This window comes from Holzapfeliella sp. JNUCC 80 (assembly GCF_053667655.1).
On record NZ_CM132205.1, the window covers coordinates 59,715 to 74,863 of the forward strand.

Genomic DNA, 15,149 nt, shown 5'->3' on the forward strand with positions numbered 1-15,149 from the left:
TTTGTTTAGTTAGCTTTTTTATCATTGAATCTAATGAAGTAAATAATGGTCATGATAATTAAGAAAGCCACCCCAACTAATAGTGAAGCACGTGTAGCTGGATTAATAAACATATAAACTAATGTCACAGCTAAAAATGCGAGTGTTAAGTAGTTAGTGTAAGGTGATAATGGCATTTTGAATGGATGATCTTTTACTAACTCAGGATGTTGTTTTCTAAATCTTAAGTGACTAATTAAAATCACAACCCAAGGAACCATACCCGGTAACACACTTGAACTATAAACCAATTCGAAAATATTATTAGTTCCAGGGAATAGCATTGGAATAACCACACTTAGGAAAACACCTAATAAAATTCCTAATGTAATGGTAATAACCCCAATGTAAGGGACATTATGACGGTTTAACTTTTTGAAAACTTTTGGAATTTGGTTGTCATTAGCTAATGTATATGACATACGGCTAGCACTGTAGATACCAGAGTTAGCACCTGATAAAGCAGCCGTTAAAACAACAAAGTTGATGATACCTGCTGCAAATGTAATACCAGCTTTTTCGAATGTGGCCACAAATGGGGAACCAACTTCGTTTAAACCATTCCATGGGTAAATTGTTACAATAACAAAGATAGCCCCAATGTAGAAAATTAAAATACGACTAACTGTTGATTTGATAGCACGTACAAGAGTTGGTTGTGGGTCTTCAGCTTCACCAGCTGTAATCCCGACTAACTCGATACCTTGGTATGAAGCAAGCACCAAGGCTAGAGCAAACATAAATCCGTTGAATCCACCAGTGAAGAATCCACCGTGTGCCCAAAGGTTGCTTAATCCTGTCGCAGGATGACCTGCAAGACCGAAGAAGATAAAGATTAAACCAACGATAATCATTAAGACGATGGTTACAACCTTGATTAGTGAGAACCAAAATTCTAGCTCACCAAACATTTTAACGGAGATTAAGTTTGCAATCATTAGTAATGCAATAGCGATTACACCAGGAACCCAAACAGGTAATCCTGGGAACCAAAATTCCATATACTCACCAATGGCAATAACCTCACTCATTCCAACAACAATAAATTGGAAAATATTACTCCAAGCGGTTAAATACCCAAATACGGGATGAATATATTCAGAAGCAAATTTTGAAAATGAACCTGTAGAAGGATCAACGTATAACATTTCACCCAAGGCTCTCATAATTAAGTACAAGAATAATCCGGCAATGGCGTAAGCAATTAAAACAGACGGTCCAGTCCAACCAATAGTTGACTTGGCCCCCATGAATAAACCTACCCCAATTGTTCCACCAAGTGCAATCATTTGCATATGGCGATGCGATAATTTTCTTTCCAAGTTCCGTACACCTACTTACTTTATTTTATTCATCTATTCTACATGAAAATAAAAATCGCGACAATGTTCAATTACAAAAAGTAATAAAAAATCGAAAATAAAACTTGTATTTAGTTTTGAAATCGAGTACTATAAGTATGTAAAGATTGTACACAATTTATTTTTGCGAAAGCGAGGCGCTAATTTATGAAATTAGTAATTAAAGACACAGCAAAAGACTTTTTGAAAGATAAACTACCATCAGATAAGAGACATGTTTTCTTGGCATTGGATGATGGTTCAAGTAAATTCTCAAAAATGGGTGGCTCTTGTGCAATAGGAAATAAATTTCAATTTGTGTTCAGTAACCAACCTGATAATGACTATACAGAAGTTGTCGAAAATGATTTCGATTTAGACTTAACAACTTCAAAAGAAGAAGAAGCATTCTTAGGAAATGGATTAGTATTAGAATACAAAAATGCATCACTAGTATTACGTGATGACAGTGGTATTTTGGATGGTGCAGTATCTGTGATTGAATATACTGAACCAGCTGATGCTGATCAACTTAAAAAAGATATGGAAAGATTTGGAACAAAAATCTGCTAATTTTTCACAAAAAACGGTCATGATTATCATGGCCGTTTTTTTATGTTTTGAGATAAAAAGAAATTTTTAACAATTTATGATAAAATAATAATAGATTTAATGAAAAGGAAGTTGATATTATTGGATAATTCTCGACCGAAATTGACAAGAAGAATCATGTTGTTTGTCTTACAATCCCTCGTTTCTTTTGTAGGGATTACCGTGCTTTCACTAGGGGCCGCGATACTGCGCCTAGGTTCTGTAGGACTCGATCCGTTTACGGCTATTAACACTGCTTTATCGGCAAAAGTCGGTATTGATTTGGGTGTTTTTCAACTTGGATTTAACTTTATTATTTTTATATTCATTGTTTTACTAGATCGCAAAAAAATTGGATTCGGTACTATAATGAATATGGTTTTAGTAGGATTTGAGATTCAATTTTTCTATGCTTCATTAAGTAACTTCTTTATCTTAACTTCAACCTTTGTCTCAATTGCTTCAGCAATTATTGGACTTTTATTATTTACACTAGGAAGTTCATTATATATGGGACCTGGATTGGGTGTTGCGCCTTATGACGCTGTTGCCCCAATTTTGAGTAAGAGGTTGCACATTAAGTATAAAGTTGCTCGTATTATTCAAGATTTGATTTTTATGGTAAGCGCGTTTCTTCTTGGTGGACCTGTTGGATTTGCAACAATTATTATTGCATTCTTTGCTGGACCATTAATTACAACTTGGAATAAGCATGTGACTTATCCATTAGTGAGAAACGTTAACGAATTTGCTGAAGAGCCAACGCCTAGAAGTCTGGGTAACCGTTTGATTGCTGCCACGAAGATTGGTTATGAGGCTGTTAGAAAGTCATATGAAGAAACCTTTGAGATTCAAAAAGAATTGGCAGGTTTTAGTGATGAAGAACTGCAAGAACGTATAAAAGCAGCTAAGCAAAACTACCAAGATGCTGAACGTGTTGCTCAAAATTCACAAAGACAATACGAGATGCTTGAAAAAGAACGTGAAAACCGAAATGACTAGACACCCTATGAAGGATGATGACCAATGAACGAAAACAAACTCGTAAAAACGCTAACCCGTTTCTTATTAATTGCAGTAGGCGTTGAAATTATTGCAATTAGTATTAATATGTTTGCTGCACCTCACAGTATTGCACTTGGAGGTGTTAGTGGGATTTCAGTTTTACTAGATGCTGTCTTTTCAATTCCCACTTACGCAACCGTATTAGTTCTTAACTTATGTATGTTAGTCTTGTCTTACTTGTTTTTAGGTAAAAAAACAACAATTAATATTGCCCTAGGGAGTTTAATGTTGCCGATTGGATTAGCTTTAACACCAGAAATTATGGTGGTTAAAGATCCATTCGTTAGTGTTATTGCTTCAGGTGCAATATTTGGTGCAGGATTAGCCTTGCTTTACAGATGTAATGCTTCAAGTGGTGGAACTGCAGTTCCACCAATGATTGTGCGTAAGTATTTTAGAATCAAAGAACCGATTACATTATTAGTAATTGACCTTGTCGTGACTTTCTTTAATATTTTTGTAACAGGATTTGAAAGTTTTGTAATTGCAACAATCTCACTTGTAATTTCTTCTGCTGTTATTAACTATATCGAAACTGGTTTAGACCGCAAAAAAGTGCTTTACATTATGTCAAATGAAAAAGAAGAACAAATCAGAAAAGCAATTTTATCATTTGGGACAACAACAACGTTATTTGATGTAACAGGTGGTCATAGTGGTGAAGATAACCAAATGATTATGGTGGTTATTGATAATTCGGATTACTTCTCAATGTTGGGAATTTTAGAAGACATTGATCCAAAAGCTTTCGTTTTAGTTTATAATGCTTCGGAAGTTCATGGTGGATTTTCATTAAAAGATTAGGTATACTTGATTTTATTCCTGATTTTCTATATTATAGACTAGAAAGATTAAAATAAGGAGAGATATTATGGGACACAACAAGAGAACAAACGTGCACGTCGGCGTAGGTAATGACCGTCGTCCAGTAAATAGTACAAACTTGAAAAAACGTTTACAAGATAACTTAGATGTTATTAACTTTTTGAAATCAAGAAAAAATAACGACTAATAAACTAAAGCGATGATATAGTAATATATCACCGCTTTTTTTTGAGCAAAAGTTGTTTTTAAAGTTGATATTTGATAACATAGAAAAAATTTGTCAAAAATTAGGAGGATATTTTTATGGGAATGCATGCTTACTTACAAGGACTTAACAACTTAGAAACATTGAATCGTGCACCGGGGTACTTTCAATATCAACAACATTCAGTGTCTACACACTCATTCAGAGTGACACAAATGGCGCAAATGCTAGGCGATTTAGAGGAGATTTCAGGACATACTATTAATTGGCGTGTGCTATACGAAAAAGCCTTAAATCACGATTATACAGAGCGTTTCATCGGTGATATTAAGACACCTGTTAAATACGCCACTTCAGAATTACGTGAGTTAATTGCCAATGTGGAAGATTCAATGACCGAAAACTTTATTCAAAATGAAATCCCAAAAGAATTACAAGAACGCTACCGTAGACGATTATCTGAGGGGAAAGATGATACGTTAGAAGGTCAGATTTTATCAATCTCAGATAAAATGGACTTATTGTATGAAGCATTTGGTGAAATTCAAAAAGGCAATCCACAAGAAGTTTTCATGGAAATTTATCGTGAAAGTTTGCAAAGCATCAAGAAATTCAAGCACTTATATAGTGTGCAGTATTTCTTTGAAAATATTTTACCTGAAATGTTATCAGAAGACTTTCCATTTAGAACAAGAGTGATGGAAGTCACAAACTTAATTTTAGAGTAATAAAAAAACACCGCTTTAAGCGGTGTTTTTTTATTGATTCAAGTAGCGTTTTAAGAACTCTTTTGTACGGTCTTCTTTTGGATTATTGAAGATTTCTTCTGGTGTGCCTTCTTCAGCAACAACACCTTTATCCATGAAAACAATGTGGTCAGAAACATCACGGGCAAAAGCCATTTCGTGAGTAACTAAAATCATAGTCAAACCAGTATGTGCTAATGCTTTCATAGATGCCAGCACGTCTTCAACCATTTCAGGGTCAAGCGCACTGGTAGGTTCATCGAACAATAGGACATCTGGTGACATTGAAACGGCACGAGCAATCGCAACACGTTGTTTTTGTCCACCTGAAAGTTGAGCAGGCTTTGCCTTGATGTAAGGATCCATGCCAACTTTTTTAAGTTGTTCCATAGCCATTTCTTCAGCTTCTTGTCGTGAACGGCCAAGAACAGTCGTTTGGCCTACAATACAGTTTTCAAGAACATCTAAGTTGTTGAATAAGTTAAAGGATTGAAAAACCATGCCGACTTTAGAACGGTATTTGGTAATTTCAAAACCGTTACCTAAAATATTTTCACCTTTGAAGTTAATTTCGCCACTAGTTGGATCTTCAAGTAAGTTTAAACATCTTAGTAAAGTTGATTTACCAGAACCAGAAGAACCGATAATGGTTACAACTTCACCCGGTGTAACATCTAGTGAAATATCTTTTAATACGAGATGATTTCCAAATTTTTTCTCTAAGTTACGAACACTAATAATTGAGTCTTGATTAGCCATTAGTTTTTCACCTCTCTTGAATTAGAAGTCACTTGTTCTTGATTAGCCATTAAATTGTAATCTTTAGGACCATTTAATTTCTTTTCGATAAGTCTGAAAATACGTGTAATTGTAAAGGTTAGAACTAAGTAAATAAATGTAATTGTTAGGTAAGTGTGGAAGAACTGGAAGTTTTGTCCAGCAATTGTTGAACCTGTGAAGAATAGTTCAGAAACTGAGATGATGCTCAAGACGGAAGTATCTTTGATGTTAACGATGAATTCGTTAGCAACAGAAGGTAAACTGTTACGAACAGCTTGAGGGAGAATGATTTTTCTCATTCGTTGGAAGTGATTCATTCCTAAAGCACTTGCAGCTTCAAATTGTCCTTCATCAGTTGAAATAATCCCACTACGGATGATTTCAGAAAGGTAAGCCCCTGTGTTAATTGAAACAACAATTAAAGCAGCTAAAGTACGGTCTAAGTTAAGCCCAAACATTTGAGCAGCACCGTAGTAGAATACAGCAGCTTGCACAATCATCGGTGTTCCACGGAACAGTTCGATATAAACAGAAGCTAAGAAACTAGCAACTCTAGTTGCCCAGCGTTTACCACGTGTTTTAGCAAGTGGAATGGTTCTGATAATTCCAACTAACAATCCAATAAAGAAGCCAACGATGGTTCCGATTAATGAGATGAAAACAGTCATACCAGTTCCACGAAGTAACATACCACCATATTGTTGCCAAATATTGATAAACCAGTTACCTTCAGTAGCAGGTTTTGGTTGGTTGTGGATAGCATCTGTCATCATTTTGTCACGTTCATTTTCTGGAACAGTTGCTAGAATTTCGTTAACTTTTTCAAGGTTTGGATCACCTTTGCGTAACCCAATCGCACTTTGTGTTTCTGAAGGGTCTAGGTGGAATCCTTTTCCAGGAGCAAAGTCAATCATTTTAAGGTTAGGGTTAGCACTAGATACGCTAATTCCTTCTGATTTTTCGGAAACATAACCATCAATAGTTTTTGATTCAAGTGACACACGCATTGCTGAAAAGTCTTTCATAGCGGGTTCTTTGATGGCACCTTGAATTTGTTCGATAGCATCATAATGGAAAGTTCCCAGTTGTCCTGTGATTTTAGCACCATTAAAGTCAGCTAAGTTAGTTGCGTTAGCGTATTTGCCAGTACTATTCACAACCATTACAATATTTGAGGTGTAGTAAGCGTTTGTAAAGTCAATAGCTTGGCGACGTTCAGGTGTTGGTGACATACCAGCAATAATCATGTCGATTTTGCCTGAAGTCAAGGAAGGCAGTAGGCCATCCCATTGTGTTTTAACCGCGACAACGTTCTTTTTGCCAAGTCCTGCGGCAATTTTTTTAGCCATTTGAACATCATATCCATTGGCATATAATGATTCTCCATCAATTTTGATGGCCCCATTTGAATCATCTTGTTGTGTCCAGTTGTAAGGTGGATAATTGGCTTCCATCCCTACACGTAAAGTATCACTTTCTTCAGCGTGAACTTGATTAGTTGAAAATCCGGCTAATCCAAGAAGCATCACAATAGCGGAAAAGAAAGTTAAAAGCGGGTTAGCTTTCAAATTTTTCATAAAATTACTCCTTCATGTTTTAATTTAACACAATAAAAAAAACCTTTAATTAATAAAGGTTTTGAGGCATTATGAAATAAATTACTGATTATTAAATAACATAATAGCACTCCTCAGATAGACTGAGACAGTTCTAGTCGTTTGCCGACTAGACCCAGAAGACTTGTTGTGTAGGCAACAAGCTTTCTTCGGCGATGATCCTGCCTTAGTTGGTCTTTGTGAACTACACACTCGCAACTAATTAGTGATGACCGCAACCTCTATTGCATTTCTTATTAAATTTACCTACATATGATACCCTTAGAATAGTTTATTGTCAACGAAAACCAGGAGGAAGCCGATGAAAGTTCAGATTTTCATTTCCCATCCAGATGTTAATAATTCTGTTACACAACAATTTTTCAAATCAACACTAGCTTTAGCGGATGCTGAAGTTGAGGTAACTGTATTAGATGAAGAAATGATGCAAAACCAACAATTTAATATTAAGCAACATCAAGAAAAGATTTTAGCTGCTGATCACGTTATTTTCCAATTTCCATTATATTGGTATTCAGCACCTTACTCACTTAAAAAATGGCAAGATGATGTTTTTACAAATCAGTTTGTCAATGAGTTAACCCATCTTAACCATCTCAAACAAAAAAGCTTGTCTTTGGTGATTAATACAGGACAGCCACAAAAAGATTTTCAACCTGGACAAAAATCGCAATTTAGTTTGAACGAAATTCTCAGACCTTACCAGGTTTTTGCTAATGAGTTAGGTTTTACTTATTTAACCCCATTTATTGTGTATCAGTTTGCTTATTTAAATGAACAACAACTCTACCAATTGTTAGTTGGTTACTTAATTCATGTGGAATTGATTAAACCAAGTTTTGTGGATAAGGGTCAATTTTTACTTAACAAAATTAGACAAAATATTAACTTAAACGACAATATTCAGTTGCAGGCTGTTGTTGATACGATAGATGAACAATTGACTGATTACAAAGATCTAAGAGACGCACTAGATGAGGTGAAGGACAATGAAGAATGATTGGATGAAGGCCATTATTGAAGAGGCCTCAAAAAGCGAAAATAATTATGAAAAACGTGCATTGTTGAGTTATCTCGATCAATTTCAACATCAACTAGAAGTTCGCCATGATTTAGCAGAAGGGGAACTTGATGGTAGATTGTGGAACCATGAACAATGGTAAACAAAAAAGACTGACAATTGTCAGTCTTTTTTTGATTAGTCGCCCCATTCTTCAACAGCTTCGTTGATTGAGCCGCCTTCCCATGAAAAGTCGTTGTACCAAAGTGAACGTTTTTCTTGGTTCATGCTGTATAATTTTTGCATATCTTGAGCAGATAATTCAAAGTCAAAGATGTCAGCATTTTGTTGGATACGTTCTTCATGAACAGATTTAGGGATTGTGATAATACCGCTTTGGAAGTTCCAACGTAGAACAACTTGAGCAATTGTTTTGTTGTATTTATCAGCAATTTTTTGTAGTTCAGGATCAGTTAGAACAGCGCCACCGCCAAGAGGTGACCAAGCTTGTAAATGAATACCATGTTGTTGGTTGAATGCTAAAATATCACGTTCTTGAATTAGTGGATTGTATTCCATTTGGTTAACAGCTGGAATAATCGTAGCGTGATCAAGCAAGTTTTGCATACGTTCGTTGTCAAAGTTTGACACACCAATTGCACGAGCTTTACCAGCTTTGTAGATTTCTTCAACTGCACGCCATGTATCCACGTATTTACCAGTTACAGGCCAGTGAACAAGTAGTAAATCAACGTAGTCAGTTTGTAGACGTTCTAATTGACCATCGATTGCGTCAAGTGTTTCTTGGTAACCTTGGTCACCACCGAAAACTTTAGTTGTTAAAAAGATGTCTTCGCGGGTTTTGCCAACAGCTTTAAGTCCTTCAACAAGACCTTCACCAACTCCACGTTCATTTCCATATTGTTTAGCAGTATCAAACATTTCGTAACCATGTTTTAAACCTAGCATAACTGCTTCTTTTGCTTGAGTGTTGTTAGATTTCCAAACACCAAGTCCCATTTGAGGAATACTTGTACCATTATTTAAAGTGATACGTGTAGATAAATCGAAACTCATAAATTGAATCCTCCTTTAATTTTTCACTTCTATAAAAACATTTCAGGTTAATAATTTCAAATAAAATGTTTATAAAATAGCTGTTTCACATGAAACTTTTAAGCATTTATCACGAAAAATTCATATTAAGTTGATAGGATATACTTGAAAAAGTAGGTGAAAAATTGTGTATTCATTTTTGAAATTTTTGTTTAAATTAGTAATTGAACTTTTAATTTTAGGTGGATTTTGTTGGTTTTTGTTTACCCAGGTTATTAATATCGGTATTATAAAAGGGCAATCAATGGAAAAAACATTATATGATGGCCAATACACGATTTCTGTGAAAATGATAAAACCTAATCGTGGGGATGTTGTTGTGATTAAGTCACCTGATAACCCTCAAGTTCGCTATATAAAACGCGTGATTGGCATAGGTGGAGACACTATCCAAGTTAAAGATAATCAATTGTATATTAATGGTCAGTTGACTGAAGAGCCTTATTTAGCATCTGATGTCAAAACGGAAGATTTTATCTTAGGAGATTTCACAGGGCGTGCTCACGTTCCTTATGGCTGCTATTTTGTGATGGGTGATAATCGTTCAAATTCATTAGATAGTCGGTCTTTTGGTTATGTGACACCAGATAATTTAGAAAGTGTCGTCAAATTAATTGTCTTTCCATTTCAAGATTTAAAAATTGTCTAATAGTGAAAGAGGAACAAGATGAGTACTAAAAATTCAGTCGCAGTTATCGGTAGTTTAAATCGAGATGTTATTTTACAAATCAATGAGTTGCCACTTGCAGGTGAAACAATTCAAACCCAACAAGCTATCAGTTATGCTTTTGGTGGTAAGGGCTCTAACCAAGCTGTTTCATGTGTTCGAAATGGCAGCAAAGTTGCGATGGTCGGTTGTTTAGGCCAAGATGGGCATGGTAATCAATTCAAAGAAATGCTTCAAAGAAACAACATTAATTCACAATTTGTTAAACAATTAGCCAACGAAAATACAGGACAGGCTTATATTTTATTGCAAAGTTCTGGTCAAAATTCGATTGTGGTATCAGGTGAAGCTAATCGTTTGCTAACTCCTCAAATGGTACAAGAAAGTCTACCTGTTATTCAGAATTCGGACTTTGTTTTAGCTCAATTTGAAGTTCCACTAGCTGCTATTGAAGAAGGATTTGCATTGGCTAGAGCTAATCAATCTAAAACCGTTTTAAACCCAGGTCCAGTTATTGAAGCAGACTTTGAACAACTCTATTCTTTGACGGATATTATTATTCCAAATGAAACGGAAAGTGAAAAGTTAACGGGTATTAAGATAACCGATGATCAAACACTAGCTGAATCTGCTGACTTTTTCCATCAAAAAGGGATTGAAGTTGTCATTATTACTTTAGGAAAAGAAGGCGTTTATTACGCTAATGCAAAGACAACTCAATCAGGCAAAATTAAAGCACACGTCGTTAAAGCTATTGATACAACAGCCGCGGGAGATACTTTTATTGGGGCATTGCTTTCTCAGTTAAAATTAGATTATTCTAATTTAGAAGAAGCCATCAGTTATGCCAACTTTGCTTCTTCATTAGCTGTTCAAAAATTAGGCGCAGTTGATTCAATACCAACGGAAGCAGAAGTTAAATCCAAAATAAAAAAAGCTTAGCTAATAGCTAAGCTTTTTTTATAATGTATGACCATCACGCAAACAATAATTAATATTATAGCGCTTGAAAACTTCTTTTGGTGATAATTGATAGAGTGCTTGCATGTTTTCGGGATTCATATCAACATCTTGTAGCACAAATGATGCTTGATGATCTGTTTTATCAATACCAACTAAATAAGTTGTATTTTGTTGACTAATAAGCTCACTTGGATTCCACAATTCAAATAATTGTGATAAGTGTTGATGATTAAGCTGACGTTCAGATAAAACAGGGGAGACAGACATTGTTTGGTTTAATGCGGGCAATTGAACACCCATATTTTGATAAAATTCTGTAACAGCATTAAGTCCCTTAATAATGGCCCCACGTAGTTTGCGGTTTGTGTCGATTGTGTTTTTGTGCATGGCTTTAAGTAGTTTTTCAGCTGCCTCAAAAGCCAATGGGTAAGTGTGATGTAAAGTTGTGTTTCGTGTTTTAAATCCTTCACAAAAAATAAATGTGTCTAAGATTTGTAAAGCACGTGATAACTTTAAGAAAGCACTATCATCTGGTTTTTCTGCAGGAATAACAGCTAAAACACGTGTCAAAATTGCCTGTTGAACTTCATAAGTTAAAACATCCAAATCTTTTAGAGCTGGGATAATTAACTGGTGGATTGCACAGGTTGTCGTGAAATCGCCAACTTCACTGATTACCTGTGATAAATTATTTTGGTTTAACGGAAAAGCGAGTGAGGCATTAACAACGTTTAAACCATGTTGTTTAAGGTGTAGTAGTTCATGTGCGACACAAAAGTTTAAAAATTCTTTTTTTGGAACGTGGATTTCATAAGTATCAGCACTGATTGGTTTTGTGAATGAAGCTTCTGGATCCAGTCCTTCTTTATGGTCGTCATTGACTTTAATAAGTAATTTGGCATTTAGTAATGTTTCAACTTCTGTTAATAAAGCTGCGACATTAGGATATAAATCAGTAGTCAAAATTTTTCTCCTTGTTCTTAAAATTCTTCATATACTGCAGGATCTTGATTCTTTTGACGGCCATCTGGTCGGTCTAAGTTACAAATACGGTCAACTTCTTGTTGCGATAATTCAAAGTCGAAAATGTCTTGGTTTTGTTCTTGTCTGAGTTTTGAACTAGACTTTGGAATTGCAATAACATCTAGTTGAAAAATCCATCTTAAAATAACTTGATAAACAGATTTGTTATACTTGTTAGCCAATTCAGTTAAAACAGGTTCATCATTTACAAAACTTGTACGATGTAGTGGACTCCAAGCTTGTGTAATAATGTCATTTTTGGCATTGAACTCACGTAGTTCAGGTTGTGAGAAGTAAGGGTGCAATTCAATTTGGTTAATTGCGGGGTAAACGCCTGTTTCTTCTTTCAAGACGTCTAAGTGTTCAGGCAAGAAATTGCAGACACCAACTTCCTTGATTAAGCCTTCTTTTTGAGCATCAAGTAAAGCTTTGAAGGCTTCTACATAAAGACCTTGTTTTGGGTTAGGCCAATGAATTAGATAGTAATCAACATAATCAAGGCCTAAATTAGTAAGGGAAGTTTGAAGTGCTTGTTTGGCATCCTCATATTTTTGAAAGCGACCAGGTAATTTTGAAATAACCTGAATATCTTCTCGTTTGAGCCCACTTTCTTTAATAGCCTGTCCAACTTCGCGTTCGTTTTGATAGTTATAAGCAGTATCAATCAAACGATAACCACAGTCGAGTGCTGACTTAATACTAGCCACACCATCTTCTCCGGTTAATTTGTAAGTCCCAAAACCTAATGCGGGAATTGGGTTATTGTTATAAAGTGAAAAATTAGGAATCATCAAAAACCTCCTTAGTTTAATTTATCTGGCAAACTGTTTTTATAAGAAACAGTATTTGGTTGATCGGCTGATAAACTAGTTAAAATAGTAAAGCTGTTATTAGTTGAATACGGTATTTTGAGACCAGGTGAATTATCATCGAAGTCCTCTAAAACCGTGATTGTTTTTCCTTGTGTGTTAACTGAAAATTGACCGGATTTAATTTTGACCATTTGACTATTAAATTCTTCAAAACTTCCATCAGGGTTGTAGTTAACGTAGTCAATAGTTTGGCCATCACTTGAAATACGAGTCCAAGTTCCGATTAACGATTCAGATGGATATTGTGGCGCAATTTTAAGGCTATTTGTCATATAAAACGATGAATCTACAGTCGTGACATCGGTAGATCGTGAAAATGTGCCTAAATTATCTACAGAGACTTTAGTATCGCCTTCGTTGAATCTAAAATAAAGATAAGTTTCACCAGCATGTTGAGCAAAGTACGATAGCTTTAATAGGAGAACATCATCATATTCACTAGCTACCAAGTATGATCCAGACGCTTGATAATCTGTGTTTTGAAAGGTATAGGTGCCATTGCTTTTAAAAGAAAACGAGATGTTAGATCCAGACCAATTCCCAACAAAACGATGGTGCTTGGCTTCGGGCGTAGGGGTGGACGATGAGAGATTATTGATTGCGGAAGAATTAGATTCCGATACGATTTCTTGACTCATCATTGCGACTTCTGTTTCACGTTTTTGGCCTAAGTTTGATAGTAGCATAAATAACAATCCGGCCAAAATAATGATAGTGGCAAAGACAGCAAGAACGATTTTTTTTGATTGGCTAAATTGGCGCAATACATAACCTCCCTTCAATACTATTATTTATTATCTCTAAAAAAACCCTATTTGTAAAATAGGGTTTTAAAGTATAGGCGATAATAAACGTGAGACTTGTTGTTTTAGTTTTAGAGATTGTGATTGTTGGTTAATCATATTTTGAGTTAGAAGTGTGCAGTCTTTCATATCATGCTTGAAGTGTTGAGCAAGTTGACTACTGATTTTTTTGTCATAAAAGAATGCATTAGCTTCAAAATTAAGCATATAACTTCTGAAGTCTTGATTCATAGAACCAACTGTTGAGAATTTGTCATCCACAATGACTGTTTTAGCATGTAAGAAGCCGTTATTATAAATATAAATTTCAATGCCATATTTAGTTAGATAGTTAGCATAGTATTGTGTTGCACGATAGATAAAGGGATGATCGGGCTTGCAAGGAATCATAATCTTAACGTCAATTCCTGAACGAGCCGCAATAACAAGTGTCGAAATCATTGAATCGTCTGGGACAAGGTACGGTGTTTGAACCCATATTTTGTGACGAGCAATATTCATTAATCGAATAACACCATTTTTCAAAAAGTCTTCTTCTTGTTCAGGACCATCAGAAATGATTTGCACAGCGGCATTATCACGACTATTTAAACTAGGCTTTGGAAATAATTCAGGTCTAAATTCAATTTTGTTGTTTTTATCTTGAATGGAGGCATTAAAATCTAAAACAAATCGTTCTTGCAGTAGTAGTGTGGCTGGTCCTATGATGCGAACGTGGGTATCGCGCCAATAGCCGAATTTTTTCTTTCGTCCTAAGTATTGATCGCCAACATTAAACCCACCAGTCCATCCAATTTTACCATCAATAACGACGATTTTCCGGTGAAGATGATAGTTAAGTCGATATTTACGAATCATATTACGTGAAGTGATGAAAGGCACGACAATACCACCTAGACGTTCGAGATTATCGAAAAAACTGCTACTATTTCCAACAGACCCCCAAGGATCGTAAATCAGTTTAACTTCGACACCTTCACGTGCTTTATCTTCTAGTAGTGTGATAAAGTCATGACCAATTGAATCGTCATAGAATGAGTAGTACTCGACATGAACACTATGCCTAGCTTTAATAATATCCTTGAATAGGTTCTTGAATTTAGAAGCACCATCAGTAAAGAAATTGACATCATTTTCTTTTGAGAGTGGATTTTTATGATTGTAATTGAAATAGTCGACCACTAAACGTGCTTCTTGTGTTGTGTCATTTGGATTATCATAGTTGAGACTTTCTTTCTCTAACTCTTTAGCATAGTCTAAGCCAACTTCTTTTTGTGTACTAATCGACATGAGGTTCTCTTCGGCAAGTCCGCGTCCAAAAAAAGCATAGAGCAAAAAGCCTAACACGGGAAGAACAGTTAGTAAAATAAACCAAGCCCACGTTGTTGCGATACTACGGGGACGTTTGAAGACGAGGTAAATTGAAAAGATAGTATTTAAAAAAAGTAGAATGAAAAGAAGGGGTCTTAAAATGTTCACGTTAAAAAATCTCCATTAG

At 35.4% G+C, this 15,149-nt stretch carries 17 protein-coding genes and 1 riboswitch; of the genes, 9 read left to right on the top strand and 8 right to left on the bottom strand.

The window, feature by feature from the left end:
- Positions 1-5 precede the first annotated feature (5 nt).
- Complete coding sequence (locus tag JNUCC80_RS00305) at positions 6-1,361, bottom strand: amino acid permease (protein WP_454152938.1); 1,356 nt, start codon at positions 1,359-1,361, stop codon at positions 6-8.
- 186 nt (positions 1,362-1,547) lie between these two features.
- Between JNUCC80_RS00305 and JNUCC80_RS00310 the strand changes: the two genes are divergently transcribed.
- The 5 genes from JNUCC80_RS00310 (at position 1,548) to JNUCC80_RS00330 (ending at position 4,793) form a co-directional block, all read left to right on the top strand.
- Positions 1,548-1,952, top strand: a complete 405-nt coding sequence (locus JNUCC80_RS00310; RefSeq protein ID WP_454152939.1) for an iron-sulfur cluster biosynthesis family protein — start codon at positions 1,548-1,550, stop codon at positions 1,950-1,952.
- A 120-nt stretch (positions 1,953-2,072) separates the two neighbouring features.
- A complete protein-coding gene (locus tag JNUCC80_RS00315; RefSeq protein WP_454152940.1) occupies positions 2,073-2,972 on the top strand; it encodes a YczE/YyaS/YitT family protein in 900 nt (299 codons plus the stop codon).
- Between the two features lie 24 nt (positions 2,973-2,996).
- Positions 2,997-3,839, top strand: a complete 843-nt coding sequence (locus tag JNUCC80_RS00320; RefSeq protein WP_454152941.1) for a YitT family protein — start codon at positions 2,997-2,999, stop codon at positions 3,837-3,839.
- Positions 3,840-3,906: 67 nt separating this feature from the next.
- Entirely contained in the window at positions 3,907-4,047 is a 141-nt protein-coding gene (locus JNUCC80_RS00325) for a hypothetical protein (RefSeq protein ID WP_339968592.1), read from the top strand.
- 116 nt (positions 4,048-4,163) lie between these two features.
- Positions 4,164-4,793 (top strand): YfbR-like 5'-deoxynucleotidase, encoded by a 630-nt coding sequence (locus JNUCC80_RS00330; protein ID WP_454152942.1) that lies wholly within the window; start codon positions 4,164-4,166, stop codon positions 4,791-4,793.
- 30 nt (positions 4,794-4,823) lie between these two features.
- Here the strand turns inward: JNUCC80_RS00330 and JNUCC80_RS00335 are convergent, their stop codons facing one another.
- On the bottom strand, positions 4,824-5,570 hold the full coding sequence (locus JNUCC80_RS00335) for an amino acid ABC transporter ATP-binding protein (RefSeq protein WP_454152943.1): 747 nt from the start codon (positions 5,568-5,570) through the stop codon (positions 4,824-4,826).
- Positions 5,570-7,168 carry an ABC transporter permease subunit gene (locus tag JNUCC80_RS00340; protein ID WP_454152944.1) on the bottom strand — a complete coding sequence of 533 codons (1,599 nt, stop codon included), beginning with the start codon at positions 7,166-7,168 and terminating at the stop codon, positions 5,570-5,572. Before JNUCC80_RS00340 ends, JNUCC80_RS00335 begins: the two co-directional genes overlap by 1 nt.
- Before the next feature lie 96 nt (positions 7,169-7,264).
- A riboswitch (Lysine riboswitch) is annotated at positions 7,265-7,439 on the bottom strand.
- Positions 7,440-7,508: 69 nt separating this feature from the next.
- On the opposite strand from JNUCC80_RS00340, the gene JNUCC80_RS00345 reads away from it, so the two are divergent.
- Both JNUCC80_RS00345 and JNUCC80_RS00350 read left to right on the top strand, forming a co-directional pair.
- Positions 7,509-8,207: an NAD(P)H-dependent oxidoreductase gene (locus JNUCC80_RS00345; protein WP_454152945.1), complete on the top strand. Its 699-nt coding sequence runs from the start codon at positions 7,509-7,511 to the stop codon at positions 8,205-8,207.
- Positions 8,197-8,370, top strand: a complete 174-nt coding sequence (locus JNUCC80_RS00350) for a hypothetical protein (protein WP_454152946.1) — start codon at positions 8,197-8,199, stop codon at positions 8,368-8,370. Before JNUCC80_RS00345 ends, JNUCC80_RS00350 begins: the two co-directional genes overlap by 11 nt.
- A 35-nt stretch (positions 8,371-8,405) precedes the next feature.
- On the opposite strand, the gene JNUCC80_RS00355 is transcribed toward JNUCC80_RS00350, so the two are convergent.
- Positions 8,406-9,284: an aldo/keto reductase gene (locus JNUCC80_RS00355; RefSeq protein WP_454152947.1), complete on the bottom strand. Its 879-nt coding sequence runs from the start codon at positions 9,282-9,284 to the stop codon at positions 8,406-8,408.
- 166 nt (positions 9,285-9,450) lie between these two features.
- Here JNUCC80_RS00355 and lepB point away from each other — a divergent pair, with 166 nt between their 5' ends.
- Both lepB and rbsK read left to right on the top strand, forming a co-directional pair.
- The gene (gene lepB, locus JNUCC80_RS00360) at positions 9,451-9,972 is read left to right on the top strand and encodes a signal peptidase I (protein WP_454152948.1); all 522 of its coding nucleotides are present in this window, start codon (positions 9,451-9,453) and stop codon (positions 9,970-9,972) included.
- 18 nt (positions 9,973-9,990) lie between these two features.
- Positions 9,991-10,932: a ribokinase gene (gene rbsK / locus JNUCC80_RS00365; protein ID WP_454152949.1), complete on the top strand. Its 942-nt coding sequence runs from the start codon at positions 9,991-9,993 to the stop codon at positions 10,930-10,932.
- Between the two features lie 18 nt (positions 10,933-10,950).
- On the opposite strand, the gene JNUCC80_RS00370 is transcribed toward rbsK, so the two are convergent.
- The 4 genes from JNUCC80_RS00370 to cls form a co-directional block, all read right to left on the bottom strand.
- The gene (locus JNUCC80_RS00370; protein WP_454152950.1) at positions 10,951-11,916 is read right to left on the bottom strand and encodes a hypothetical protein; all 966 of its coding nucleotides are present in this window, start codon (positions 11,914-11,916) and stop codon (positions 10,951-10,953) included.
- Positions 11,917-11,933: 17 nt separating this feature from the next.
- On the bottom strand, positions 11,934-12,767 hold the full coding sequence (locus JNUCC80_RS00375; RefSeq protein WP_454152951.1) for an aldo/keto reductase: 834 nt from the start codon (positions 12,765-12,767) through the stop codon (positions 11,934-11,936).
- Between the two features lie 11 nt (positions 12,768-12,778).
- The gene (locus tag JNUCC80_RS00380; RefSeq protein WP_454152952.1) at positions 12,779-13,612 is read right to left on the bottom strand and encodes a hypothetical protein; all 834 of its coding nucleotides are present in this window, start codon (positions 13,610-13,612) and stop codon (positions 12,779-12,781) included.
- 66 nt (positions 13,613-13,678) lie between these two features.
- On the bottom strand, positions 13,679-15,130 hold the full coding sequence (cls, locus tag JNUCC80_RS00385) for a cardiolipin synthase (RefSeq protein WP_454152953.1): 1,452 nt from the start codon (positions 15,128-15,130) through the stop codon (positions 13,679-13,681).
- Between the last annotated feature and the right edge of the window lie 19 nt (positions 15,131-15,149).

Bases quoted from the DNA above. Each gene is read 5' to 3' on its own strand.
- JNUCC80_RS00310 (WP_454152939.1), top strand. From the start codon at position 1,548: ATGAAATTAGTAATTAAAGACACAGCAAAAGACTTTTTGAAAGATAAA.
- JNUCC80_RS00320 (WP_454152941.1), top strand. From the start codon at position 2,997: ATGAACGAAAACAAACTCGTAAAAACGCTAACCCGTTTCTTATTAATT.
- JNUCC80_RS00325 (WP_339968592.1), top strand. From the start codon at position 3,907: ATGGGACACAACAAGAGAACAAACGTGCACGTCGGCGTAGGTAATGAC.
- JNUCC80_RS00330 (WP_454152942.1), top strand. From the start codon at position 4,164: ATGGGAATGCATGCTTACTTACAAGGACTTAACAACTTAGAAACATTG.
- JNUCC80_RS00335 (WP_454152943.1), bottom strand. From the start codon at position 5,570: ATGGCTAATCAAGACTCAATTATTAGTGTTCGTAACTTAGAGAAAAAA.
- JNUCC80_RS00340 (WP_454152944.1), bottom strand. From the start codon at position 7,168: ATGAAAAATTTGAAAGCTAACCCGCTTTTAACTTTCTTTTCCGCTATT.
- JNUCC80_RS00345 (WP_454152945.1), top strand. From the start codon at position 7,509: ATGAAAGTTCAGATTTTCATTTCCCATCCAGATGTTAATAATTCTGTT.
- JNUCC80_RS00350 (WP_454152946.1), top strand. From the start codon at position 8,197: ATGAAGAATGATTGGATGAAGGCCATTATTGAAGAGGCCTCAAAAAGC.
- JNUCC80_RS00355 (WP_454152947.1), bottom strand. From the start codon at position 9,284: ATGAGTTTCGATTTATCTACACGTATCACTTTAAATAATGGTACAAGT.
- rbsK (WP_454152949.1), top strand. From the start codon at position 9,991: ATGAGTACTAAAAATTCAGTCGCAGTTATCGGTAGTTTAAATCGAGAT.
- JNUCC80_RS00375 (WP_454152951.1), bottom strand. From the start codon at position 12,767: ATGATTCCTAATTTTTCACTTTATAACAATAACCCAATTCCCGCATTA.